The 19,975-nt window shown below is 61.5% G+C and carries 14 protein-coding genes; 8 read left to right on the top strand and 6 right to left on the bottom strand.

The window, feature by feature from the left end; genetic code table 11:
* Positions 1 to 163: 163 nt before the first annotated feature.
* The gene (locus J3P75_RS24555; RefSeq protein WP_434708499.1) at positions 164 to 4,120 is read left to right on the top strand and encodes a type III effector 1; all 3,957 of its coding nucleotides are present in this window, start codon (positions 164 to 166) and stop codon (positions 4,118 to 4,120) included.
* Between the two features lie 64 nt (positions 4,121 to 4,184).
* Here the strand turns inward: J3P75_RS24555 and accC are convergent, their stop codons facing one another.
* The 5 genes from accC to gcbA form a co-directional block, all read right to left on the bottom strand.
* A complete protein-coding gene (accC, locus tag J3P75_RS24550; RefSeq protein WP_203420579.1) occupies positions 4,185 to 5,540 on the bottom strand; it encodes an acetyl-CoA carboxylase biotin carboxylase subunit in 1,356 nt (451 codons plus the stop codon).
* Positions 5,541 to 5,557: 17 nt separating this feature from the next.
* On the bottom strand, positions 5,558 to 6,016 hold the full coding sequence (gene accB, locus J3P75_RS24545) for an acetyl-CoA carboxylase biotin carboxyl carrier protein (protein WP_203420580.1): 459 nt from the start codon (positions 6,014 to 6,016) through the stop codon (positions 5,558 to 5,560).
* A 48-nt stretch (positions 6,017 to 6,064) separates the two neighbouring features.
* A complete protein-coding gene (gene aroQ, locus J3P75_RS24540; RefSeq protein WP_090281057.1) occupies positions 6,065 to 6,517 on the bottom strand; it encodes a type II 3-dehydroquinate dehydratase in 453 nt (150 codons plus the stop codon).
* A 243-nt stretch (positions 6,518 to 6,760) separates the two neighbouring features.
* Positions 6,761 to 7,804, bottom strand: coding sequence for a methyl-accepting chemotaxis protein (locus J3P75_RS24535; protein WP_434711367.1), 1,044 nt, complete (start codon positions 7,802 to 7,804; stop codon positions 6,761 to 6,763).
* Between the two features lie 954 nt (positions 7,805 to 8,758).
* Complete coding sequence (gene gcbA, locus J3P75_RS24530; RefSeq protein WP_434708498.1) at positions 8,759 to 10,429, bottom strand: diguanylate cyclase GcbA; 1,671 nt, start codon at positions 10,427 to 10,429, stop codon at positions 8,759 to 8,761.
* A 423-nt stretch (positions 10,430 to 10,852) separates the two neighbouring features.
* Between gcbA and J3P75_RS24525 the strand changes: the two genes are divergently transcribed.
* From J3P75_RS24525 to J3P75_RS24495, 7 genes are all read left to right on the top strand, one after another.
* Positions 10,853 to 11,920, top strand: a complete 1,068-nt coding sequence (locus J3P75_RS24525; RefSeq protein ID WP_434708497.1) for a DUF2333 family protein — start codon at positions 10,853 to 10,855, stop codon at positions 11,918 to 11,920.
* A gap of 3 nt (positions 11,921 to 11,923) precedes the next feature.
* Entirely contained in the window at positions 11,924 to 12,481 is a 558-nt protein-coding gene (locus J3P75_RS24520; RefSeq protein ID WP_434708496.1) for an NUDIX hydrolase, read from the top strand.
* Positions 12,482 to 12,667: 186 nt separating this feature from the next.
* Positions 12,668 to 13,039 (top strand): translation initiation factor Sui1, encoded by a 372-nt coding sequence (locus J3P75_RS24515; protein ID WP_434708495.1) that lies wholly within the window; start codon positions 12,668 to 12,670, stop codon positions 13,037 to 13,039.
* Positions 13,040 to 13,258: 219 nt separating this feature from the next.
* Complete coding sequence (gene speA / locus J3P75_RS24510) at positions 13,259 to 15,172, top strand: arginine decarboxylase (protein ID WP_434708494.1); 1,914 nt, start codon at positions 13,259 to 13,261, stop codon at positions 15,170 to 15,172.
* Positions 15,173 to 15,405: 233 nt separating this feature from the next.
* On the top strand, positions 15,406 to 16,755 hold the full coding sequence (locus tag J3P75_RS24505) for a type VI secretion system Vgr family protein (protein WP_434708493.1): 1,350 nt from the start codon (positions 15,406 to 15,408) through the stop codon (positions 16,753 to 16,755).
* Positions 16,752 to 17,540, top strand: a complete 789-nt coding sequence (locus tag J3P75_RS24500; protein WP_434708492.1) for a DUF4123 domain-containing protein — start codon at positions 16,752 to 16,754, stop codon at positions 17,538 to 17,540. The genes J3P75_RS24505 and J3P75_RS24500 overlap by 4 nt, the downstream gene beginning before the upstream one ends.
* A 17-nt stretch (positions 17,541 to 17,557) precedes the next feature.
* Positions 17,558 to 18,433, top strand: coding sequence for an alpha/beta hydrolase (locus J3P75_RS24495; RefSeq protein ID WP_434708491.1), 876 nt, complete (start codon positions 17,558 to 17,560; stop codon positions 18,431 to 18,433).
* Here the strand turns inward: J3P75_RS24495 and J3P75_RS24490 are convergent.
* A complete protein-coding gene (locus tag J3P75_RS24490; protein WP_434708490.1) occupies positions 18,427 to 19,776 on the bottom strand; it encodes an MATE family efflux transporter in 1,350 nt (449 codons plus the stop codon). The two genes, J3P75_RS24495 and J3P75_RS24490, sit on opposite strands and share 7 nt — an antisense overlap.
* Positions 19,777 to 19,975 lie beyond the last annotated feature (199 nt).

The raw sequence follows: 19,975 nt of genomic DNA, 5'->3' as shown, positions 1-19,975 counted from the left end.
CCCGAAGCTGCAAAAGCGCGCAGTTTACGCCAGGTCGCCAGCAAAGTGGACAAGCCGGTTGGCTGTTACACATTCGCGGGCGCGATATACCGGTGTATCGCCTGAGTGCGCTGGTTGGCAAATACAGTGGAGGCTAATTTCTACGCAACGACGGGCCGGGACTATGGCGACTCAACAAGGGATTGTAGAAGAAACCGCAGCCGCCGCTGCGTCGACAGGGACGGTGCAGGAGGTTCTGCTGCGGATCACGCGTTGGCAGGTGTTGATCGACAAGCGCCTGAGCAGCCAGATGAGCGTGTTCGAGGCCATGGAAGATTTCGCATTGACCGAACTGCGCAGTCATCACCCTGACGGCAATATTGATCCGGGTTTTGTGCAGGCCCTGCTTGATGCGATTGTGCAGAAAATGATCGATGGCAAGCCTTTGATGTACCTGGCAATCCGCGACGCTCCGTATCGCTGGCCGGGTGCTGCCGATCGGGGCTTGCCTGCCAGCCATCGTGAGGCGGTCATCCGGACAGTGGATAGCGTTGCCGAGCATTTCCTTGTTCAGTACAAAAACTACCTGCAAGAGCTTTGGGAAACCAAGGAGCAGGAGGCGGCGTTCGATCGCCTCGTCCTGCGCAAGCTGCAGCGCTTTATCGACGACATCGACGCGCTGTTCAACGCAGACCGGCTCGCGAACCTGACGCTGGATAGATTGCGCAGGCAAATCGAAAAGATTGAGAATCGAAACACTCGCCGGTATCGGTTGACCGCGCTGGCAACCGCCGCGGAAAAGAAAATCCTTCAAGCGCAGTCATTCGCGCAGTTGCCGCACTGGCTGCGAGTGCTGAACGAACCGGACCGTGCCAGGTTGCGCGAGTATCAGCAACAGACGTCACTGGCCCAGGCCGCGCTTGATGACCTGCTGGAAGGCTATGGATCGCTGCGCACTTTCGCCCGTCAACAAGCGATCGATTACCTTCTGCTCAAACTCGACATCGAAGTAGAACCGGACCGCATCGAGGTGCGCTTGAAATGGCGCTCGGCGGTCGGCGAGCCAACGCAGAATCGCAGCCTGAGCGAATTGCTCGCGGCGGGGCCGATCGGTAAGGATTTCGCTGCGGTGCTGGACGTTACCAGTGGTCCTTCGCAACGTAACCAGCCCCTGACGCCGACATTCGTTGCCGATATGCTGGCGGAGCTGGACTGTCCGGCGGATTACCTGCAAGTTCTGGCCCGGCAGTACGAGCGCGAGGACGTACAGAAAGCCTCGTTCGACTGGCTTGTCGCGCGGCTTAAACAAAGCGCGTTCGTTGCGCGTTGCGCTGGGCATCTGACCGTGGCCGACCATGCCCGTCTCGGTCAGGCGTGGGCGACAGATGTCACAGAGAAAACTCTGCGATTCGCTGCGCTGACGCTGCCCAACGGCATGCAGTGTGCTGACCTGCTGGTGTGTTATCGCGAAGAGACTGCGCAACAGGTCGAGGATCTTTTGCTGTACGCGCCGAACAAGCCAGACGGCCAGGAGTGGGTGCGCTTGCGTTCGCTGGCGGCGTTGACCGGAGAAGTCTGGAGCTGGACGCAGAGTGAATCCGGGCGCGAATACCTGTTGCAGCAACTTTCACCCACTGCGCATCGCAAGGCGCGGGATTACCTGTTAGCCGTGTCGGCGAGCCCGGCTCTCTGGGGAATGACCAGTGACATTCGTCGCGCACCCGTTCCGTTCGCCGAATGTGTTGAAGCAGCGGTAAAAATGGGTCTGGCAAAAAGTCTGCAGCGTGTCGAGGAGGATAACTCGCTGCGCTGGTACACGACGCTGGGTCTTGAGGCCCGCCGGCGCATCAGCAGCCAGAATCAGGAACTGGTGGTGCATCAGCAGACTTTCAATGAGTTGCTGGGCGGTTTCGAAGTTTTCGTCGACTTCGCCAGGCGCACGGTTGCCGCAGCGATTGCGCCGTATATGCGCAGCAAGAATGTGCTCGAACCGGTCGACCCGGGCACCGTGTTGATCGACTACAGCCCCGGCGTTGGCGACCGCAGGAAGCAGCCATCAGCCAGTCTGCTTGACCTCGCGATCTACGGCTACGATGACAACGCTGGCATCGAGCATCCAAAAAAAGGCGTGCGCTCGTCAGTCGGCCAGGATTTGAGTCAGGTCCGCAGCGCCGATCTGGCGCGGTACATGCGCGGGGCCTGGCTGGGTGAAAAGTACGCCAAAGAGATCCGTGGCCAATACCTGGACGCTCGCGATGACGTCTACGAGTCGCGTCGGTTCGGCTACCGCAATGTGCTGTTGTCGAAAATGGACCGTGATCTGCGCATTGCCCGAAGTCAGGCGCGCTTGAGCGACGCAGTGTATTCGGCGCTGGTCCGTCAGGTCTCGCTGCTGAGCCAGCTGCCAACGTCGGGAGCGCATGTGCCGGGTGCCGACATTGCTGCGAGCGACGGCGTGTTCAGGTTCACCGTGCGCCATAACGTCGTGCTTGGGGTGTACGTTTTTATCTGTTGCCAGCCCGAACTGTCCCGATGGCTATACACGCCGGATGCTCCCGACGGTCTGACGGTGCGTCCGTATCTGTCATTGGAGGGCGAGGTCGCCGGTACATTGCATGACTACCTGATGGCGCGCTGCCCCGTCGCCGCGCGCAATTCGGTGTCGCGCTCATTGCGCGCGATAGCGGCAAAGAAACAGCGCGTCGATACGCTGTACGAAGCGCAGCGAGTGATTGACGCGCGCAGTGAGTTCAACGCTTACATCGAGCGCACGGTCACGGACGTGGAGGACATCACCACCAGCCGTGCGGAAATGATCGAAAGGCAAGTGGTTAAAGGATTGATGTTCGGCGCGGCGCCGTTTTGTATGGTGTTTCCGCCGTTTGCCTTGCTGCTGGATGTTGTATTCATCGCGGTCAGCGCCGGCCAGGCAGTCGCGGCGCACCTGGAGGGCGATGTTGATGGCGCGCTCGTTCATTGGCTGGAGGCATCATGGGGCGCGCTGTTTGCCATGGTCGGTGCCGGCAGCGCGGTCAGGTTCCTCGCAGGCACGGTCAGTAATCTGAAGCGTACGACGAGGCCGGTCTCATTGTTGGCCGAACGCTTCGAGACGCTGGCGCCGATTCGCAAGGAAGCACTGCCGGCAGTCCGGGAGGTGCGCTTTCGCGCGGGGCAGGCCGTCGGCAAGGTGCCCGAACAGTTGCAGCGGGTCACTGAAGAAACGGTGTTTTTCGGTACCTGGCGCAGTCCGCCAAGCGCCGGGCAGCCTCAACCGAGCTATTACATCCGCAACAAAGGCAGGTATTTCCAGGTCCGGGAAAATCCGCATTTCGGTGGGCTGAGCCTGATCGATGCCCGTCGCCCCGCAGCCATCTATCAGCGGCCCATACGTTTGACAGCCAACGGTAAGTGGACTCATGACCGGGTCGGGCTGCGCGGCGGCAATGATCAGGTGCGCAATCTTGGCCATGTGAACAACCTGCGCAACGCGTTTCCCGGGCGAGTCGAGCCGGCGCTCAACCGGGGCGCCATGCAGGGTGAGGCTGTGGTCGCGAGGTTCGTTGCCGGGTCAAAGGACAATTATCTGTTTTCGCTGAACGCGCAGACCTGTGTCATCGCCTCAATGTACAACCCGCTGACGAAGGTTGGCGCGGTCATCCATTTCGACCACAACATTCGCGCGCTGGCCGAGCGCACTGTTCGTGACGTGATGAGACGACTGGGAGGCTCGCCCAGCGACGTTCGCGCGACGCTGGTAGGTGGTGACTGGTTGACGGGCACGGATATCGGCGGATCGATCAGGAGCGTATTGCGCCAGCAAGGGCTGCGACCGACCTGGGATTACTGGTCCTATTCCTCTTGTCTCGGGAATAACTATGCCGTGTCGTTGAATCTGCAGAACGGCGTGTCGACCGTGTTCAAGGCTTCCGCCAGTCAGGTCGAGCGGTTGTATACCCCGGTTTTGCAGCGAGCCCGGTACGCCAACGACGCGGTATCGACGCGCGCTACGAGCTTCATGCAGAGAGTGCGCAGCAGGCCGCTGTATGAGGATGCCTCAGGCAGCGTCGTCGATCAGGCCGGCCGTCGCGCGACCGCGGCGATGGTCGAGGAACAGGCTTTTTCGACGGTACTGATGAACTGATGCGTTTGTTGCAGGCATAAAAAAACCCGATCGCACGGATCGGGTTTTTCACGCCGGTGCAGTCTTACGACTGTTTGGCCAGCTTGTGCTCGAGGTAGTGAATGTTCACACCGCCTTTGCAGAAGCCTTCGTCGCGGACCAGATCACGGTGCAGCGGGATGTTGGTCTTGATCCCGTCGACCACGATTTCGTCCAGGGCATTGCGCATGCGCGCCATGGCTTCGTCGCGGGTCGCGCCGTAAGTGATCAGCTTGCCGATCAGCGAGTCGTAGTTCGGCGGAACGGCATAACCGCTGTACAGGTGCGAGTCGACGCGCACGCCGTTGCCACCTGGGGCGTGGAAATGCTTGACCGTGCCCGGGCTCGGCATGAAGGTTTTCGGGTCTTCGGCGTTGATCCGGCACTCCAGCGAGTGACCGCGGATCACCACGTCATCCTGAGTGAACGACAACTTGTTGCCAGCGGCGATGCTGAGCATCTCCTTGACGATGTCGATACCAGTGACCATCTCCGAAACCGGGTGCTCCACCTGAACACGGGTGTTCATTTCGATGAAGTAGAAGCGACCGTTTTCGTAGAGGAACTCGAAAGTGCCGGCGCCACGGTAGCCGATGTCGATGCATGCCTTGACGCAGCGAGCCAGGACTTCCTGACGCGCCTTCTCGTCGATGCCCGGTGCCGGCGCTTCTTCGAGAACCTTCTGGTGACGACGCTGCAGCGAGCAGTCGCGGTCGCCCAGATGGATGGCGTGGCCCTGGCCGTCGGACAGCACTTGCACTTCGACGTGGCGCGGGTTGGTGAGGAATTTTTCCAGATAGACCATCGGGTTGCCGAACGCCGCGCCAGCTTCGGTGCGGGTCAGTTTGGCGAAGGCGATCAGGTCTTCTTCCTTGTGCACGACACGCATGCCGCGACCACCACCGCCGCCAGCGGCCTTGATGATCACTGGGTAGCCGACTTCACGACCAATGCGCAGCGCTGTTTCTTCGTCTTCCGGCAGTGGACCGTCGGAACCTGGAACCGTTGGCACACCAGCTTCGATCATCGCGTGCTTGGCCGAGACCTTGTCACCCATCAGGCGAATGGTTTCGGCTTTCGGGCCGATGAAGGCGAAGCCGGAGTTCTCGACCTGCTCGGCAAAATCGGCGTTTTCCGCGAGGAAACCGTAGCCTGGGTGAATGGCGGTAGCGCCAGTCACTTCAGCGGCGGCGATGATGGCCGGGATGTGCAGGTAAGACTGAGAGGCAGACGCCGGGCCGATGCAGACGGATTCGTCTGCCAGACCCAGGTGCATCAGCTCTTTGTCGGCCTTGGAGTAAACGGCGACGGTCTTGATGCCCATCTCTTTGCAGGCACGCAGAATCCGCAGGGCGATCTCACCGCGGTTCGCGATCAGAACTTTTTCCAACTTCGCAGTCATCAAAGGCTCTCCGCAGTTCAAACGATGGTGAACAGCGGTTGGTCGTACTCAACCGGCTGGCCGTCTTCGACGAGGATGGACTCGATCACACCGCTGGTTTCAGCTTCGATGTGGTTCATCATCTTCATGGCTTCGACGATGCACAGGGTGTCGCCTTTCTTCACGGTCTGGCCGACTTCAACGAAGGCTGGCGAGGCTGGCGAAGATTTACGATAGAACGTGCCGACCATCGGCGAACGGGCAACGGTGCCGTTCAGCGCTGGAGCAGCAGCGGCAGCCGGGGCGGCAGCAGCGACTGGCGCGGCGGCAGGTGCGGCAGCCGGAGCCTGCATCGGGGCCGGCGCGTAATATTGCTGAGCCGGGGTCTTGCTGTGACGGCTGATGCGTACGGACTCTTCGCCTTCCTTGATCTCGAGCTCGTCGATGCCGGACTCTTCCAGCAATTCGATCAGTTTCTTAACTTTACGGATATCCATGAATCATCAACTCCCAAGGGTCGGTCAGGGGCGTTTAACGCTTGTTGTTCAAGTCGTTGCCTGTGTTTCAAGCTGTTCTAGTGCGGCCTCCAGGGCCAGTCGGTAACCGCTGGCGCCAAGGCCGCAGATCACTCCCACCGCTACGTCGGAGAAGTAGGAGTGATGGCGGAAAGGTTCGCGTTTGTGCACGTTGGACAAATGCACTTCGATGAATGGGATGCTCACTCCCAGCAGCGCGTCACGTAATGCGACACTTGTGTGCGTAAAAGCCGCCGGATTGATCAGAATGAAATCGACGCCTTCGCCGCGGGCAGCGTGGATGCGCTCGATCAATTCGTACTCGGCGTTGCTTTGCAGATACAGCAGATGATGGCCGGCTTCTCGGGCGCGGCGCTCCAGATCCTGGTTGATCTGCGCCAGCGTCGTCGAACCGTAAGTGCCGGGTTCGCGGGTGCCGAGCAGGTTCAGGTTGGGGCCGTGCAGCACCAGTAGGGTCGCCATCTGCGGAGTCCTTGTCATGAATGAGCAATCGTCAGAACCCGGCGACTATGCCGCAAAGCCTTTGTGACTGTCCAGTTCCATGCAATAGCCAGCACGATGGCCGATGTTTGCGCGAAGTATGTGACCAAGTGCTCCGATCCGGTCATTTGTGGCGCCTGGGCTGACGTCTTCGCGAGCAGGCTCGCTCCCACAGGGGGGTTGTGTTTCTACTGTAGGAGCGAGTCTGCTCGCGATAGCGGTCTATCAGACGCGAAAGGCCTGAACGGCTGTATGCAGTTGTCCGCCCAGTGCCAGCAAGTTCTCGCCTTGTTCGCGACCGCGACCGATGCGCAGCAGATTATCCCCGCCCAACTGATGAATACGCTCGCTGTGATCGCGGATTTCGCTGACTGCGCCGCTCTGCTGTGCGGTCACGTCGGCAATGCGGATCGCCGTGTCGGCAATGGTCTGGATCGCGCCGACAATCTTGTCCAGTGCGCCGTCCGCCGCTTGTGCCTGATTGGCCGTGGCCTCGGCATGTTCGACCTGCGCACGCATGCCTTCGACCGATTGCCGGGCGGCAGTTTGCAGACCGGCAATCAGCGTCTGGATCTCGGCCGTGGCGCCAGCCGTGCGTTGCGCCAGCGAGCGAACTTCTTCAGCGACCACGGCGAAACCGCGACCCATTTCCCCTGCGCGCGCCGCTTCAATCGCCGCGTTCAAGGCGAGGAGGTTGGTCTGGTCGGCAATCGAGCGAATCACCGTCAGCACGCCACCGATAGTGGCCGACTCCTCGGCCAGGTGTTCGATCATTTGCGCGTTGCCCTGTACTTCACCGACCAACGCATGCAGACCGGTGAGGCTCTGGCCGATCACCGTCTGACCATGTTCCACCGCCAGGCCGGCGTGTCGACTGGCATCGGCGGCCTGCTGCGCATCGCCGGCGACCTGTTGAATGGTCGCCTCCAGTTCGCCCAGCGAATCACGGATCAGTGCGGTGTCGCCGGCCTGATGTTCGGCACCGCTGTGCAGGTCATTGCTCAATTCGGCCAAGGTGCGGCTGCTGCCGGCGACTTGCTCGGCGTTGCCACGAATGGTTCCGACCAGATCCACCAGATAGGCACGCAAGCGGTTGAGCGAGGCTTCAATGTCATGCAGTTCGCGATTGGTCTTACCCAGGTGGATGTCACTGCTGAAATCGCCCTCTGCCCAGGTCGACAGCGCGGGGGCGAGATTGGTCAGGGTGCGCGCCAGGCGGCGCTGCAGGGTGTCGATCAGCAGCGCGATCAGCAGAATCAGGCCGATCATCACCCCTTGCATCAAGCGCACTTCGCCCTGGATCTGGCCGTGCTGGGCGCGCACGGCCGGTTCCAGAGCAGCGATGGCTTGTTGCACCGCAGCGATTTTCTGATGGGTCGCGACACTCAAGTCCGTGCGCTTCTGGATTTGCTCACGGGTGCGCTCAAGCTCCGCCGGATAACGCCCGAGCAAGCTGTTGAGTTCGCGCCTGAGGCCGACGCCAGCGTCTTCGGCAATGGTTTTTTCACTGTTCTCGATACCCATCATGGCGGCGAAGTCGTCGCTGCCGGAGGCGCTCTGACTGACCACGCCGAGCAACGGCAGGGCATCGATCGCTTGTGCCTGGGCGCGGATGTTGCTGACTTCGCGCTCGACATCGGCGGCCAGTTCGCTGCGTCCGCTGCTGACCAGTTTGTCCCGTGCCAGCGAAAGCTTGCCAAGATGCTGCGACGCCACCAGCAGCGGCGTCAGATAGCTCGCGTTGCCGCCGGCGTACGTGCTCAGTTGTTCGAGGCTGGCGCTCAATTCGCGCTCGGCTTGCAGTAGCAAAGCCTGCGGATCACCGGCCAGTTTGCCGGCGGCGAGCAGGTCGGTCTTGCTGAACTCGGCCAGCCCGGACAGGCTCGGGCGCAGCGACTCGGCCAGGGTCGTCGGTAATTCTGTCAGTTGCGTTTGCAAGTCGTCGATGGCCTGGCTGGCGCTGCTCAAACGCAGGGCGTCGCCGCTGGCGAGGTAGTCCTCGACGTTGCGCGCGACCTCGTTCTGAAACTGCTGGGACAGGCCCAGATAACGCTCCATCAGCAGATAGGGGCGTTCGAGGGCTTTTTGCGACCACCACAGCGTGGCGCCGAGTGCCAGGCACACGGCGACCAGCAGCAGCGTATTGAGATTGGTGAGCAACTTCAGGCGCATGACGGCTACCAACGGCAGAAATGGTAAGCGCCTGAATTTATTGCGGTTCTGTTACAGGGTTATGACCGAATCAGTGGATTCCGATAAAAAAGTGGCACTTTGCTTTGAGTGCCGCGCGGTCTGTACCCGATTGCGTCCGGCACCCTTGGCGCGGTACAGCGCTTCGTCGGCCTGACTGGCCATCATCAGGCTGTCGCAATCGTCGTGCATTTCCACCACGCCGGCGCTGAAGGTGCACCACAAGTCCTGCGGCTGCGCCGGATAGTGGATTTCGGCGAAGCGCTGGCGGATCTCATCGAGCACATTGTGTGCGGCTTCGATGTCGGTGTCGGGCATGACGATGGCGAACTCTTCACCGCCGTAACGGCCGATGAAATCGGTCTTGCGCAGGCGCTGCTTGAGAAACAGCGCCAGGCTCTTGATCACCCGGTCGCCCATCGGGTGGCCGTGGCTGTCGTTGACCCGTTTGAAGTGGTCGATGTCGAGCATGGCAAAACTCAGCGGCTTGTTCTCACGGCGGGCGCGGAACGAGCAGTCCTCAAGCAATTGCAGGATGTGCGTGTGGTTGTACAGGCCGGTGAGGCTGTCGCGCACCATCCGCGCTTTCAGATTACGCGCACGGGCGGCCCGGTTGCGCACCGTGGTAATCAGGTGGCGTGGCTTGATCGGCTTGGTCAGGAAGTCATCGCCGCCCTCGCTCATGGCGTCGAGCTGCTTGTCCAGATCGTCTTCGGCCGACAGATAAATGATCGGCACGCTGACATAGCGATCATTGTGGCGAATCACCTTGGCCAGTTCGGTGCCGGTGCAGGCCGGCATGTACATGTCGAGGATGATCAGGTCGGGTTGAAAATCCGCCAGTTCGGCCATCGCCTGGATCGGCTCGATCAAGGTGCGGGTGACGATCCCGGCACTGTTGAGCAGGCGCTCGGTGTGCAAGGCCTGGGCGCGCGAATCGTCGATGATCAGTACTTTGTAAGGCTCGTACTGCGCGACGCAGGTGAGCACTTCGATTTTTTCCAGCAGGCTCGACGCTTCGAGGGTGCCGGTGAGAAATTCCTGGCCGCCGGCGCGCACGGCGGCGAGGCGGGTCGGGGTGTCGGTTTCATGCAGGCTGAAAAACAGCAGCGGCAACGGCTCGTCGAGACCGACCTGGGCTTCAGCGGCCAGTTTCAGGCCGATGCCGGGCCCGCTGAAATCCACGTCCATGACAATCGCTGCTGGCAGGCGCTCAACCATCGATGAGCGAAACGCCGACACACTGTCCAGCGCCTGCGCGCTCAGGCCGAAGAATTCCAGTTGTTTGGCCAATCTTTCAGCGCGGTCGTGATCCTGCAACAACACGTAAATCGGTTTGCGCAGCGGCGGCAGAAAGGTCTGCTCGAGCTGATCGCCGTGGCGCAGGCCGGTGCGTGACAGCCGCTGCATCAACCGGTTGAGGTCGGTGATCAGCCCGCTGCTGAGGCGCCCGCGATTGGCGTCCACCGCTTCCAGCGACTGGCTGATATGCCGCGCCAGTTGCGTGTGCTCAGGCTGTTCGAAACGCTCGGCAAAACGCAGCAGGCGCAGGTTGGCCTCGCTCAGTTCGGCGAGGTCGACGGTTGACCATTCGCTGCGCTGCAGGCGCTGCCATATCTCGAGAATCTGACGCGCCTGATGAATTACCCGCTGGGCAAAGTGGTGCTTGAGACGCTCACGGCTGGGGTCTTCTGGCTCGGTCATATCCTGACTACTAGTTAGGCTGCATGCTGAGATCGACTGGTGGCTCTATGCTAGCACCTCTTTTCCCTTAGACGAGTGTCGTACGTCAATAATCTGATGTGCGACACAATTCAGTTTCTGACCGGGTGGTTCTATTGCGGCCGTAATTGTCGCTGAAGCGCCCATGAATCGGGAGTATTGCTGATTCGGCGCTGTATCGTCTCCATGGCTGCCCGCATTGTTCTAGTGCCTTCGTGTGTATTTTCAAAGTCCTGCATCAATGGGCAGATGAGCGGCGAGCTAGGGGATTCCCCTAGTCCCGGTTGAAGCGTCACTCGGCCGTACCATTTGCGGCTTATCGCAACCGGCGCGTGCCCGGCCAAGGCACGTTGTTGTATGGTTGTGGTCGAACCGTTGAACCCAAGTGATTGAAAGGATATCGCCATGCTGGACTGGAAAAACCGCGCGGGCAGTGCGCCTGAACGTGCCGCCGACCCCAAGTCGGCCACCCGCAGCTACGTCGGCGGGCTGTTGTTCAGCCGCGCGCTGGCCACACTGGTCGGCCTTTATCTGCTGGTGACCATTGGCCTTGGCTGGTACTGGAGCCAGGAGCCGGCGCTGTTTCCGGTGGCGCAAAACGCCCAGGTCGCGGCCGAGAAAGAAGGCAAGCAAATGGTCGTCGGCTACACCACGGTGGAAACCCTGAAGACCGTCGCCGGCACCTTGCTCGACAAGCCGGGCGGCTACATTTCCAACGACCGCTTCCCGCCGGGCCTGTGGATGGACAACACGCCAAGCTGGGAATACGGCGTGCTGGTGCAGGTGCGTGACCTGACCCGAGCCCTGCGCAAGGATTTTGCCCGTTCGCAATCGCAGTCGGCCGAAGACGCCGATCTGGCCAAGGCCGAACCGCGCTTCAACTTCGACAATAAAAGCTGGGTGCTGCCGTCCAGCGAGTCGGAATACCAGGAAGGCATCAATTCCCTGAGCCGTTACCAGTCGCGCCTGTCGGACCCGAATCAGAAAAACGCGTTGTTCTACGCGCGTGCCGACAACCTCAATAACTGGCTGGGCGATGTCGGCACCCGTCTCGGTTCGCTGTCGCAACGGCTGTCGGCCAGTGTCGGCCGGGTCAAACTCAATACCGCGCTGAAAACCGAAGTGCCCGCCGTGGGTGAAGTGCCGCAGGTCGACGAGGAAGTCGTCGAGACACCGTGGATGCAGATCGACAACGTGTTCTACGAAGCGCGCGGTCAGGCCTGGGCGCTGTCGCACTTGCTGCGCGCGATCGAGGTCGATTTTGCCGATGTGCTGGCGAAGAAGAATGCGACGGTCAGCGTGCGTCAGATCATTCGCGAGCTGGAAGCCTCGCAGGAACCGGTATGGAGTCCTATGATTCTCAATGGCAGCGGCTTCGGCGTGCTGGCCAACCACTCGCTGGTCATGGCGAACTATATTTCCCGGGCCAACGCCGCGGTGATCGATTTGCGTCAACTGCTCAATCAGGGCTGATCAATGAGCCACAACGCCAGGGAGGCAGCCCATCGCGCCGCTTCCGATGCTGAACAGATCGCCTGGGTCGACGAGCACGACAACCTGCTCGGCGCCCTGGTGCGCTCCGATTTGCGCGAGCGCGGGCTGATCGGCCGTGGCACCTACATCATGCTGTTCAATTCCGCCGGTGAGCTGTGCGTGCACCGGCGCACGTTGAGCAAGGCGATCTATCCCGGATATTGGGACGTGGCTGCGGGCGGCATGGTCCAGGCCGATGAAAGCTATGCCGAGTCGGCGGCGCGCGAGCTGGAAGAGGAATTGGGCGTGAGTGGCGTCGAACTCACCGCTCACGATCATTTTTACTTCGAAGACACCGGCAACCGTCTATGGTGTTCGGCGTTTTCCGCTATCTGGGACGGTCCGCTGAAACTGCAGCCGGAAGAAGTCCTCGAAGCGCGGTTCATTCCTGTCGAGCAAGTCATGCAGGAAATCGAGCGGAAGCCTTATTGCCCGGACTCTTTGGCCGCTCTGAAGCGCTATCTCAAGGCGCAGCAAAGCGACGTCGCAAAGAACACATGAATTGGCGCCGATTGGCACTTAGCAATCGCGTTTTTTGTCGTTACACTGCGCGACCTTTTCAAGCTGTGCCGAGTCGTTTGCATAAGCGTTCGCTGCAGTAGCGCTGCCCCTGCCTGAGTGGGGCTTCGCGGTCGCTGACCTTGCCCAAGGTCGCGATCAGTCTTTGTCCTCCCGAGAGGATTGCCGGTGGCCAAAAAAGCCGCATCCTTCGCCGCCCTGGGCGGCCTGGTATTTTCTACCGACGCAGGTCGTCATTGCCCCGATTGCAGCCAACCGGTGGACGCCTGTATCTGCAAACAAACCGTGATCCCGGCCGGTGACGGCATTGCTCGCGTGCGTCGCGAAAGCAAGGGACGTGGCGGCAAGACGGTGACCACCATCACCGGCGTGCCCCTGGCCGAAGACGCGCTCAAGGAACTGGCGACAATGTTGAAGAAACGTTGTGGCACCGGCGGGGCGCTGAAGGACGGCGTCATCGAAATCCAGGGCGATCACGTCGAGCTGCTTCTGGCGGAGCTGATCAAGCACGGTTTCAAGGCGAAGAAGTCCGGCGGCTAGCAGCCTCTGTGAAACCCACCGGCGGCTTGATCCGGTTCTGCAACGTTGCAGGATCGACATCGTCGCCATGGTTTTCACAGAGCCTGTTCATGACCGGTTTCTAAACTCCACGCAGTCAGTGCGGTCTACCGCCGCACTGACGAACCGTCATTTTCATTCTTTAGACTGCGCCGGCCTGAACACAGGCGACGCACTATGACTTCTTTATAGGGGACTTCGATGTCCGTACGACGCACACGTAAAGACGATGGCAGCCAATGGACAGTTGCGGACAGCCGCAGCGTTTACGGGATTCGCCATTGGGGGGCCGGGTATTTCGCGATCAATGAAGCCGGTCGCGTCGAAGTACGTCCGAACGGCCCGAGCAGCTCGCCTATCGATCTGTTCGAGCAAGTCGACCAACTGCGCAAGAGCGGTTTGTCCTTGCCGTTGCTGGTACGTTTCCCCGACATCCTGCAAGACCGCGTCCGTCAGTTGACCGGCGCTTTCGATTCAAACATCGAGCGCCTGGAATACCAGAGCAAGTACACCGCGCTGTACCCGATCAAGGTCAACCAGCAGGAAGCGGTGATCGAGAACATCATTGCCACCCAGAACGTCTCCATCGGTCTGGAAGCCGGCTCCAAGCCTGAACTGCTGGCGGTACTGGCGCTGGCGCCGAAGGGCGGCACCATCGTCTGCAACGGTTACAAGGACCGTGAATTCATCCGCCTCGCGTTGATGGGCCAGAAGCTCGGTCACAACGTATTCATCGTCATCGAGAAAGAATCCGAAGTCGGCCTGGTCATCGAAGAGGCCGCGTCGCTCAAGGTCAAGCCGCAGGTCGGCCTGCGCGTGCGTCTGTCATCGCTGGCCTCCTCGAAGTGGGCGGACACCGGTGGCGAGAAATCCAAGTTCGGTCTCTCTGCGGCACAGTTGCTGTCGGTGGTCGAGCGTTTCCGTGGCGCCGGGCTGGATCAAGGCATTCGCCTGCTGCACTTCCACATGGGCTCGCAGATCGCCAACCTGGCGGACTACCAGCACGGCTTCAAGGAAGCGATCCGTTACTACGGCGAGTTGCGCAACCTCGGTCTGCCGGTCGATCACATCGACGTCGGCGGTGGTCTGGGTGTCGATTACGACGGTACCCACTCGCGCAATGCCAGCTCGATCAACTACGACATGGACGATTACGCCGGTGTCGTGGTCGGCATGCTCAAGGAGTTCTGCGACGCGCAGAGCCTGCCGCATCCGCACATCTTCTCCGAAAGCGGCCGCTCGCTGACCGCGCACCACGCGATGCTGGTGGTACAGGTGACCGACGTCGAGAAGCACAACGACGAAATCCCGCTGATCGAGAACAAGGACAGCCTGCCGGAAACCGTGCAGTGGCTGGTCGATCTGCTCGGCCCGACCGACATCGAGATGGTCACCGAAACCTACTGGCGCGCCACTCACTACATGAGCGACGTCGCTGCGCAGTACGCCGATGGCAAGCTGACCCTGGCGGAAAAAGCCCTGGCCGAGCAGTGCTACTTTGCCGTGTGCCGCCGTTTGCACAATTCGCTGAAAGCGCGTCAGCGTTCGCACCGTCAGGTGCTCGACGAACTCAACGATAAGCTGGCCGACAAGTACATCTGCAACTTCTCGGTGTTCCAGAGCCTGCCCGACACCTGGGCAATCGATCAGGTGCTGCCGATCATCCCGCTGCACCGTCTCGACGAAGAGCCGCTGCGCCGCGCGGTGCTGCAGGACCTGACCTGTGACTCCGACGGCAAGATCAACCAGTACGTCGACGAGCAGAGCATCGAAACCAGTCTGCCGGTGCACGCCTTGAATGAAGGCGAAGATTACCTGCTGGGCGTGTTCCTGGTCGGCGCCTATCAGGAAATCCTCGGCGACATGCACAACCTGTTCGGTGATACCGATTCGGTGAACATCTACCAGAACGCCGATGGCAGCGTGTACCACGCCGGCATCGAGACCCACGACACCATCGAAGACATGCTGCGTTACGTGCACTTGTCGCCGGAAGAGCTGATGACGCACTACCGCGACAAGTGCGCCAGTGCGCGCATCAGCGCCAGCGAGCGTACGCAATTTCTCGATGCCTTGCGTCTGGGCCTGACCCGCTCCTCCTACCTGTCTTCCTGAGGTCAGGTGGCGATCACGCCGGGTTGTCTGAAACTTTCCCGCAAGCTGCGGAAAATTCGGATGATCCGGTGGGATGTCTCCCAAAATCTGCGCGAAATGCTTGCCGGTCCAGGCCAGCAAAGTCATCCGGTCTGCTTTTCGCGTAGGTCATTTCCTAAGTTGTACTTCAGCTCTCTACTCGGCCATGGCTCTCGGCGAGAATCCCCGGCCGCCCCTCCTGTAGAGATCCGCCCATGTTCGATCCAGTCAACGAGTCGTCGTTTCGTCTCGATGTAGCGGGCCTGTCCGACCCTTTCGAAGTCCTGGCCTTTACCGGTAGCGAAGCCCTCAGCGAAGCCTTTGCATTCGAGATCGATGTCCTGATCGATGATCCGCATCTTGACCTCGCCGGTCTGCTTCATCGTTCGGCTTTCCTCTGTTTCGGGCCGTCGGGGGAGGGCGTGCACGGGCAATTGCAAAGCCTTGTCCAGCATGAGCACGACCCCGGCCTGCGCTTGAGCCGGGTCCGGCTGGGGCCGAAACTCACCTGTCTGGCGCTGCGCCTGAGTCAGCGCATCTTCAGTGGCCGCTCGGTGCCGCAGATCCTCGAACAAGTGCTCAGGGAACACGGCATCGTCGGCAGCCAGCGCCGCTTCGAGCTGCGCGGCGACTACCCGGTCCGCACGTTCTGCACGCAATACCGCGAATCGGACCTGCAACTGCTTCAGCGTTTGTGCGCGCAAGCGCAAATCCACTATTACTTCGAGCACCAGCACGACCGGCATTGCCTGGTGTTCACCGATGACCCGGCGCAGATGCCACTGGCCGATGCACCGCGGTACCAAGGTGAAGACGACAAGCAGGACGCTGCGCCGGCACTGCGCCAATGGCGGTTGCACAAGGCGTTGCAGTCGGGACCGTCAGGGCTGCAAACCGTAGAGCACGCTGAGGGTCATAGCGACCTGGCCGTGTTGCGCAGTGGGCATTGGCTGCGTCTGGCCGGCCATCCCTTCGCCGAATGCAATCGCCAATGGTTACTGACGCGCATTGAGCATCACGCCGATCCTGCCCTCGAACTGCCTTACACCAATCGCGTATTCGGTGCGGTGCAGTTGCCGAATCCAGCACTCAGCACCGCGTCACGCGTGCGCATGCACAGCCTGCAACGGGCCTGGGTGGTGACGGTCGATGAGCCGCAGCCCGATCATCAGCGACCGGTGGCGGTGCAGTTCGATTGGCTCTATCAGGGCGAAGGCGCTGCGCCGAGTCACTGTTGGCTGCCACTGGCGCCCTCGCTGGCGCAGTCGTCCATGCCCGCGCTGGACGATGGCGTCGAAGTGGTGGTGAGTTTCTTCGAGGGCGACCCGGATCAACCAATGATCAGCGGTGTGCTGCAGCCATCACTCGCCGCGGTCGAGGATGACGCTGACCCACCGCCGCTGCCCGACAGCCTGGAAAGTCATGGGCTGCTGCAACTGCTGATGAGCGCTGAGCCATTGCTGTTGCTGTGCCTGATCCCCGGCGGCGGCAGTTTCAGCCATTGTGCGCAGGCGGTATGCAGTTGCCGGCTGGTCACGGCGCTTGAACAGAGCGGCGCAACATGACGGGCGCCCAGCCCCGGACGCAGTGGCTGTTGCTCGACAGTCTGGACGCACCGCAGGCCTTGCCGGTGTTGCGCCAGGCGTTCAGCGCCGTGCGCCGATTCAGTCTGTTCGACGGCACCGAGTTCGAACCGGTCAGTGCGCACGGGCCGCTGCTGATCGATCTGAACGAATCCCCGGCCCTGACTGCATTGTGTCACCGCGACCCAGATACCTGGCGCGGTCTGTTGCTCACCAGCGAGGCGTCGGCGCAACACCTGCTTGGCCATTTGCAGCGCATGCTCACCGTGTCGTTCGGCCTCAGCCATCGCGCTCTGCTCAGCTATTACAACCGGCAGACCGCGAGCTATTTTTTCGACGCCTGCGATGCTGCCGAACTGAGCCGCTGGCTCGGGCCGATCCGCCAGTTGCGCTGGTTCGGCGGCACCTGGGCCGACCGGGCAATCGGCAGCCAGGGCTGGCAACAGTTGCGCAACCCGGGGCTGGCCGTCGAGCCACTGAACATCGAAGAAAGCCTGACCCGGCGCCAGCGCGAGCGCCTGCAAACCTGCCTGCTCGAACAGCACATCTGGCGCTGGAGCCAATCGCTGGGAACCGAATACGCCACCATGGCCTCCCATGTCCAGCAAGGCCTGGCGCTGGGCTTCAGCGACCGCAGCGTGCTCGATGGCTGGTTGTGGCTACGCTTGTTGCATCCGCGTGCCGTGCTGGTGCCACCGCCGGTGGGGCTGACCCAGCAACAACGGCTTGACCATGTGCGACGTCAGTGGCGCGGCGATCAGCCCTGAGACGAGGTTCGGCGCAGATGGCAGGTGTATTGCGGCAAGGGTTTGGCGTGTTGCTCGGCAGCCTGTGGCTGCTCGCGCTGTGCGCGTGTTCGCCGGTGCAAGTGCTCAATGCACTGACGCCGGACAGCACCTACAGCAAAACCGCAGGCATCGCTTATGGCGACGACCCGCGGCAGAAGCTCGATGTATATGTGCCGCATACGTCGCTGGCGGATGCGCCAGTCGTGGTGTTTTTCTACGGCGGCAGCTGGAACAGCGGTTCGCGGCGCGACTACGCTTTTGTCGGCGAAGCGCTGGCGTCGCGGGGAATTGTCGCGGTGGTGGCGGATTACCGTTTGTACCCACAGGTGCGTTATCCACTGTTTCTGCAGGACGGTGCACGGGCCGTGGCCTGGACGCGTACGCATATCAGAGAATTTTCCGGCAACCCGCAAAACCTCTATCTGATGGGCCATAGCTCGGGCGCCTACAACGCGGCGATGCTCGCGCTGGATGGCGAGTGGCCGGCGGCGGTCGGTCTGTCGCCCACGGACTTGCGCGGCTGGATCGGGCTGGCCGGGCCGTATGATTTTCTGCCGATCAAGAACCCTGCCGTGCGTCCGGTGTTCTTCTGGCCGGATTCACCGCCGCAGTCGCAGCCGATCAATCACGTCAGTCGCGGTGCGCCGCCTGCGTTGCTGATTGCGGCCCGTGAAGATGATCTGGTCAATCCGACGCGCAACACCGGCGGCCTCGCCGACAAGCTGCGCGCCGCCGGTGTTCCGGCGCAGGATCTGTATTACGCGCGACCCAACCACATCACTTTGGTCGCGAGCCTGTCACGGCCGTTGCGGCGCCTGGCGCCGGTGCTCGATCAGGTGGTCGGCTTTGTCCGCCATACCCCGACTCAGTGAACGCCGCCGTTGAACCAGCCATCGTTGCGCTTGAGCCACCAGCCCTGCGCGCCGAGGGTGAGGCTGCGCAGCACCATGAACAGCAGGAAAGATATCCACAGCCCGTGATTGCCCAGACCCTGCAACGCCCAGGCGAACGGCACGAGCAACACCACGGTAATCAGCATGCCGTTGCGCATTTCCCGCGCACGGGTCGCACCGATGAACAAGCCGTCGAGCAAATAGCTCCACACTGCAATCAGCGGCAGCACGGCGAGGTACGGCAGGTAGATGAACGCGGTGTCGCGCACGCTCTGAATGTCGGTCTGCATCTCGATGAACAGGTGCCCGCCGAGCAGAAACAGCATAGCAAAACCAAGGCTGGCGATCAGCGACCAGCCCCCGGCGATCACCAGTGAACGCCGCAGGGCGAGGCGGTCGCGGGCGCCGATGGCGTGGCCGCACAAGGCTTCGACGGCATGGGCGAGGCCGTCGAGCGCATGAGCGGTCAGCAGCAAGCCGTTGAGCAGCAGCGCATTGGCCGCCACGGTCGCATCGCCCAGTCGCGCGCCTTGCACGGTGATTATGAAAAACACCGATTGCAGTGCCAGACTGCGAATGAAAATGTCGCGGTTGACTGCCAGCAACGGGCGCCAGCTCTGCCAGCGGTTAAATGCGGCCCAGACGATGTGCCCCGGATACGCGCTCAGCCCCTTGCGCGTCAGCAACAGGCCGAGCAGGGCGCCGCTCCATTCAGCGATCACCGACGCTCGCGCCGAACCGACCACGCCCCAGTCCAGCCCCATGACAAACCACAGATTAAGCACAATGTTGATCAGATTGGTGCTCAGCAGAATCGCCAGCGGCGCCCGGGCGTTCTGCGTGCCGAGGAACCAGCCGACCAGCGCATAACTGGCGAGCGCTGCGGGCAGGCCGAACAGCCGCGTATGGAAGAACTCGCGAGTGAGTTGCTCCAGTTCCGCAGAGGGTTGCATGAAGTGCAGCGCGACCACGCTCAACGGCACGCCCAACGTGCCAAGCAGCAGCGCCAGGCCCATCGCCAACAGCAACCCCTGCAACAGGATCTGCCGCAACGCCGCGCCATCGCTGCGCCCGGCAGCCTGCGCGGCAAACCCGGTGGTGCCCATGCGCAGAAAGCCCATGGCCCAGGCCAGAAGCGTATAAAGGCTGGCGCCCACCGCCACCGCGCCCAGTTGATGAGCGTGCGGCAAATGGCCGATGACGGTGCTGTCGACCAGCGCCACCAGCGGCACGGAAATATTGGACAGGATCATCGGCGCGGCAAGCGCCCAGACCTTGCGGTGGGTCAGGCGGTCGCGCCAGTCGGCAATCAGAGTGGACATGCAGGCTCCTTCGGGGAGCGGGGATTGTAGCGATTCATGAGACCTGAAATGCGATCCCCTGTGGGAGCGAGCCTGCTCGCGAAGGCGTCAGTTCAGGTGAATCATTGGTGACTTGCTCACCGCTATCGCCAGCAGGCTGGCTCCCACGTTGGATTTGCGTGTGGCCCCGAAGCTTGCGTCCACCGCAAAACCTGTGGGA

The organism is Pseudomonas sp. R1-1, from assembly GCF_051132135.1.
Classification (GTDB): domain Bacteria; phylum Pseudomonadota; class Gammaproteobacteria; order Pseudomonadales; family Pseudomonadaceae; genus Aquipseudomonas.
The sequence above is the reverse complement of the archived record's forward strand: the minus strand, read 5'-3'. Positions and strand labels throughout refer to the sequence as shown.

Bases quoted from the DNA above. Each gene is read 5' to 3' on its own strand.
- speA (WP_434708494.1), top strand. From the start codon at position 13,259: ATGTCCGTACGACGCACACGTAAAGACGATGGCAGCCAATGGACAGTT.
- J3P75_RS24505 (WP_434708493.1), top strand. From the start codon at position 15,406: ATGTTCGATCCAGTCAACGAGTCGTCGTTTCGTCTCGATGTAGCGGGC.
- J3P75_RS24525 (WP_434708497.1), top strand. From the start codon at position 10,853: ATGCTGGACTGGAAAAACCGCGCGGGCAGTGCGCCTGAACGTGCCGCC.
- accC (WP_203420579.1), bottom strand. From the start codon at position 5,540: ATGACTGCGAAGTTGGAAAAAGTTCTGATCGCGAACCGCGGTGAGATC.
- aroQ (WP_090281057.1), bottom strand. From the start codon at position 6,517: ATGGCGACCCTACTGGTGCTGCACGGCCCCAACCTGAACCTGCTCGGC.
- J3P75_RS24495 (WP_434708491.1), top strand. From the start codon at position 17,558: ATGGCAGGTGTATTGCGGCAAGGGTTTGGCGTGTTGCTCGGCAGCCTG.
- J3P75_RS24490 (WP_434708490.1), bottom strand. From the start codon at position 19,776: ATGTCCACTCTGATTGCCGACTGGCGCGACCGCCTGACCCACCGCAAG.
- accB (WP_203420580.1), bottom strand. From the start codon at position 6,016: ATGGATATCCGTAAAGTTAAGAAACTGATCGAATTGCTGGAAGAGTCC.
- gcbA (WP_434708498.1), bottom strand. From the start codon at position 10,429: ATGACCGAGCCAGAAGACCCCAGCCGTGAGCGTCTCAAGCACCACTTT.
- J3P75_RS24535 (WP_434711367.1), bottom strand. From the start codon at position 7,804: ATGATCGGCCTGATTCTGCTGATCGCGCTGCTGATCGACACCCTGCAG.
- J3P75_RS24555 (WP_434708499.1), top strand. From the start codon at position 164: ATGGCGACTCAACAAGGGATTGTAGAAGAAACCGCAGCCGCCGCTGCG.
- J3P75_RS24500 (WP_434708492.1), top strand. From the start codon at position 16,752: ATGACGGGCGCCCAGCCCCGGACGCAGTGGCTGTTGCTCGACAGTCTG.
- J3P75_RS24520 (WP_434708496.1), top strand. From the start codon at position 11,924: ATGAGCCACAACGCCAGGGAGGCAGCCCATCGCGCCGCTTCCGATGCT.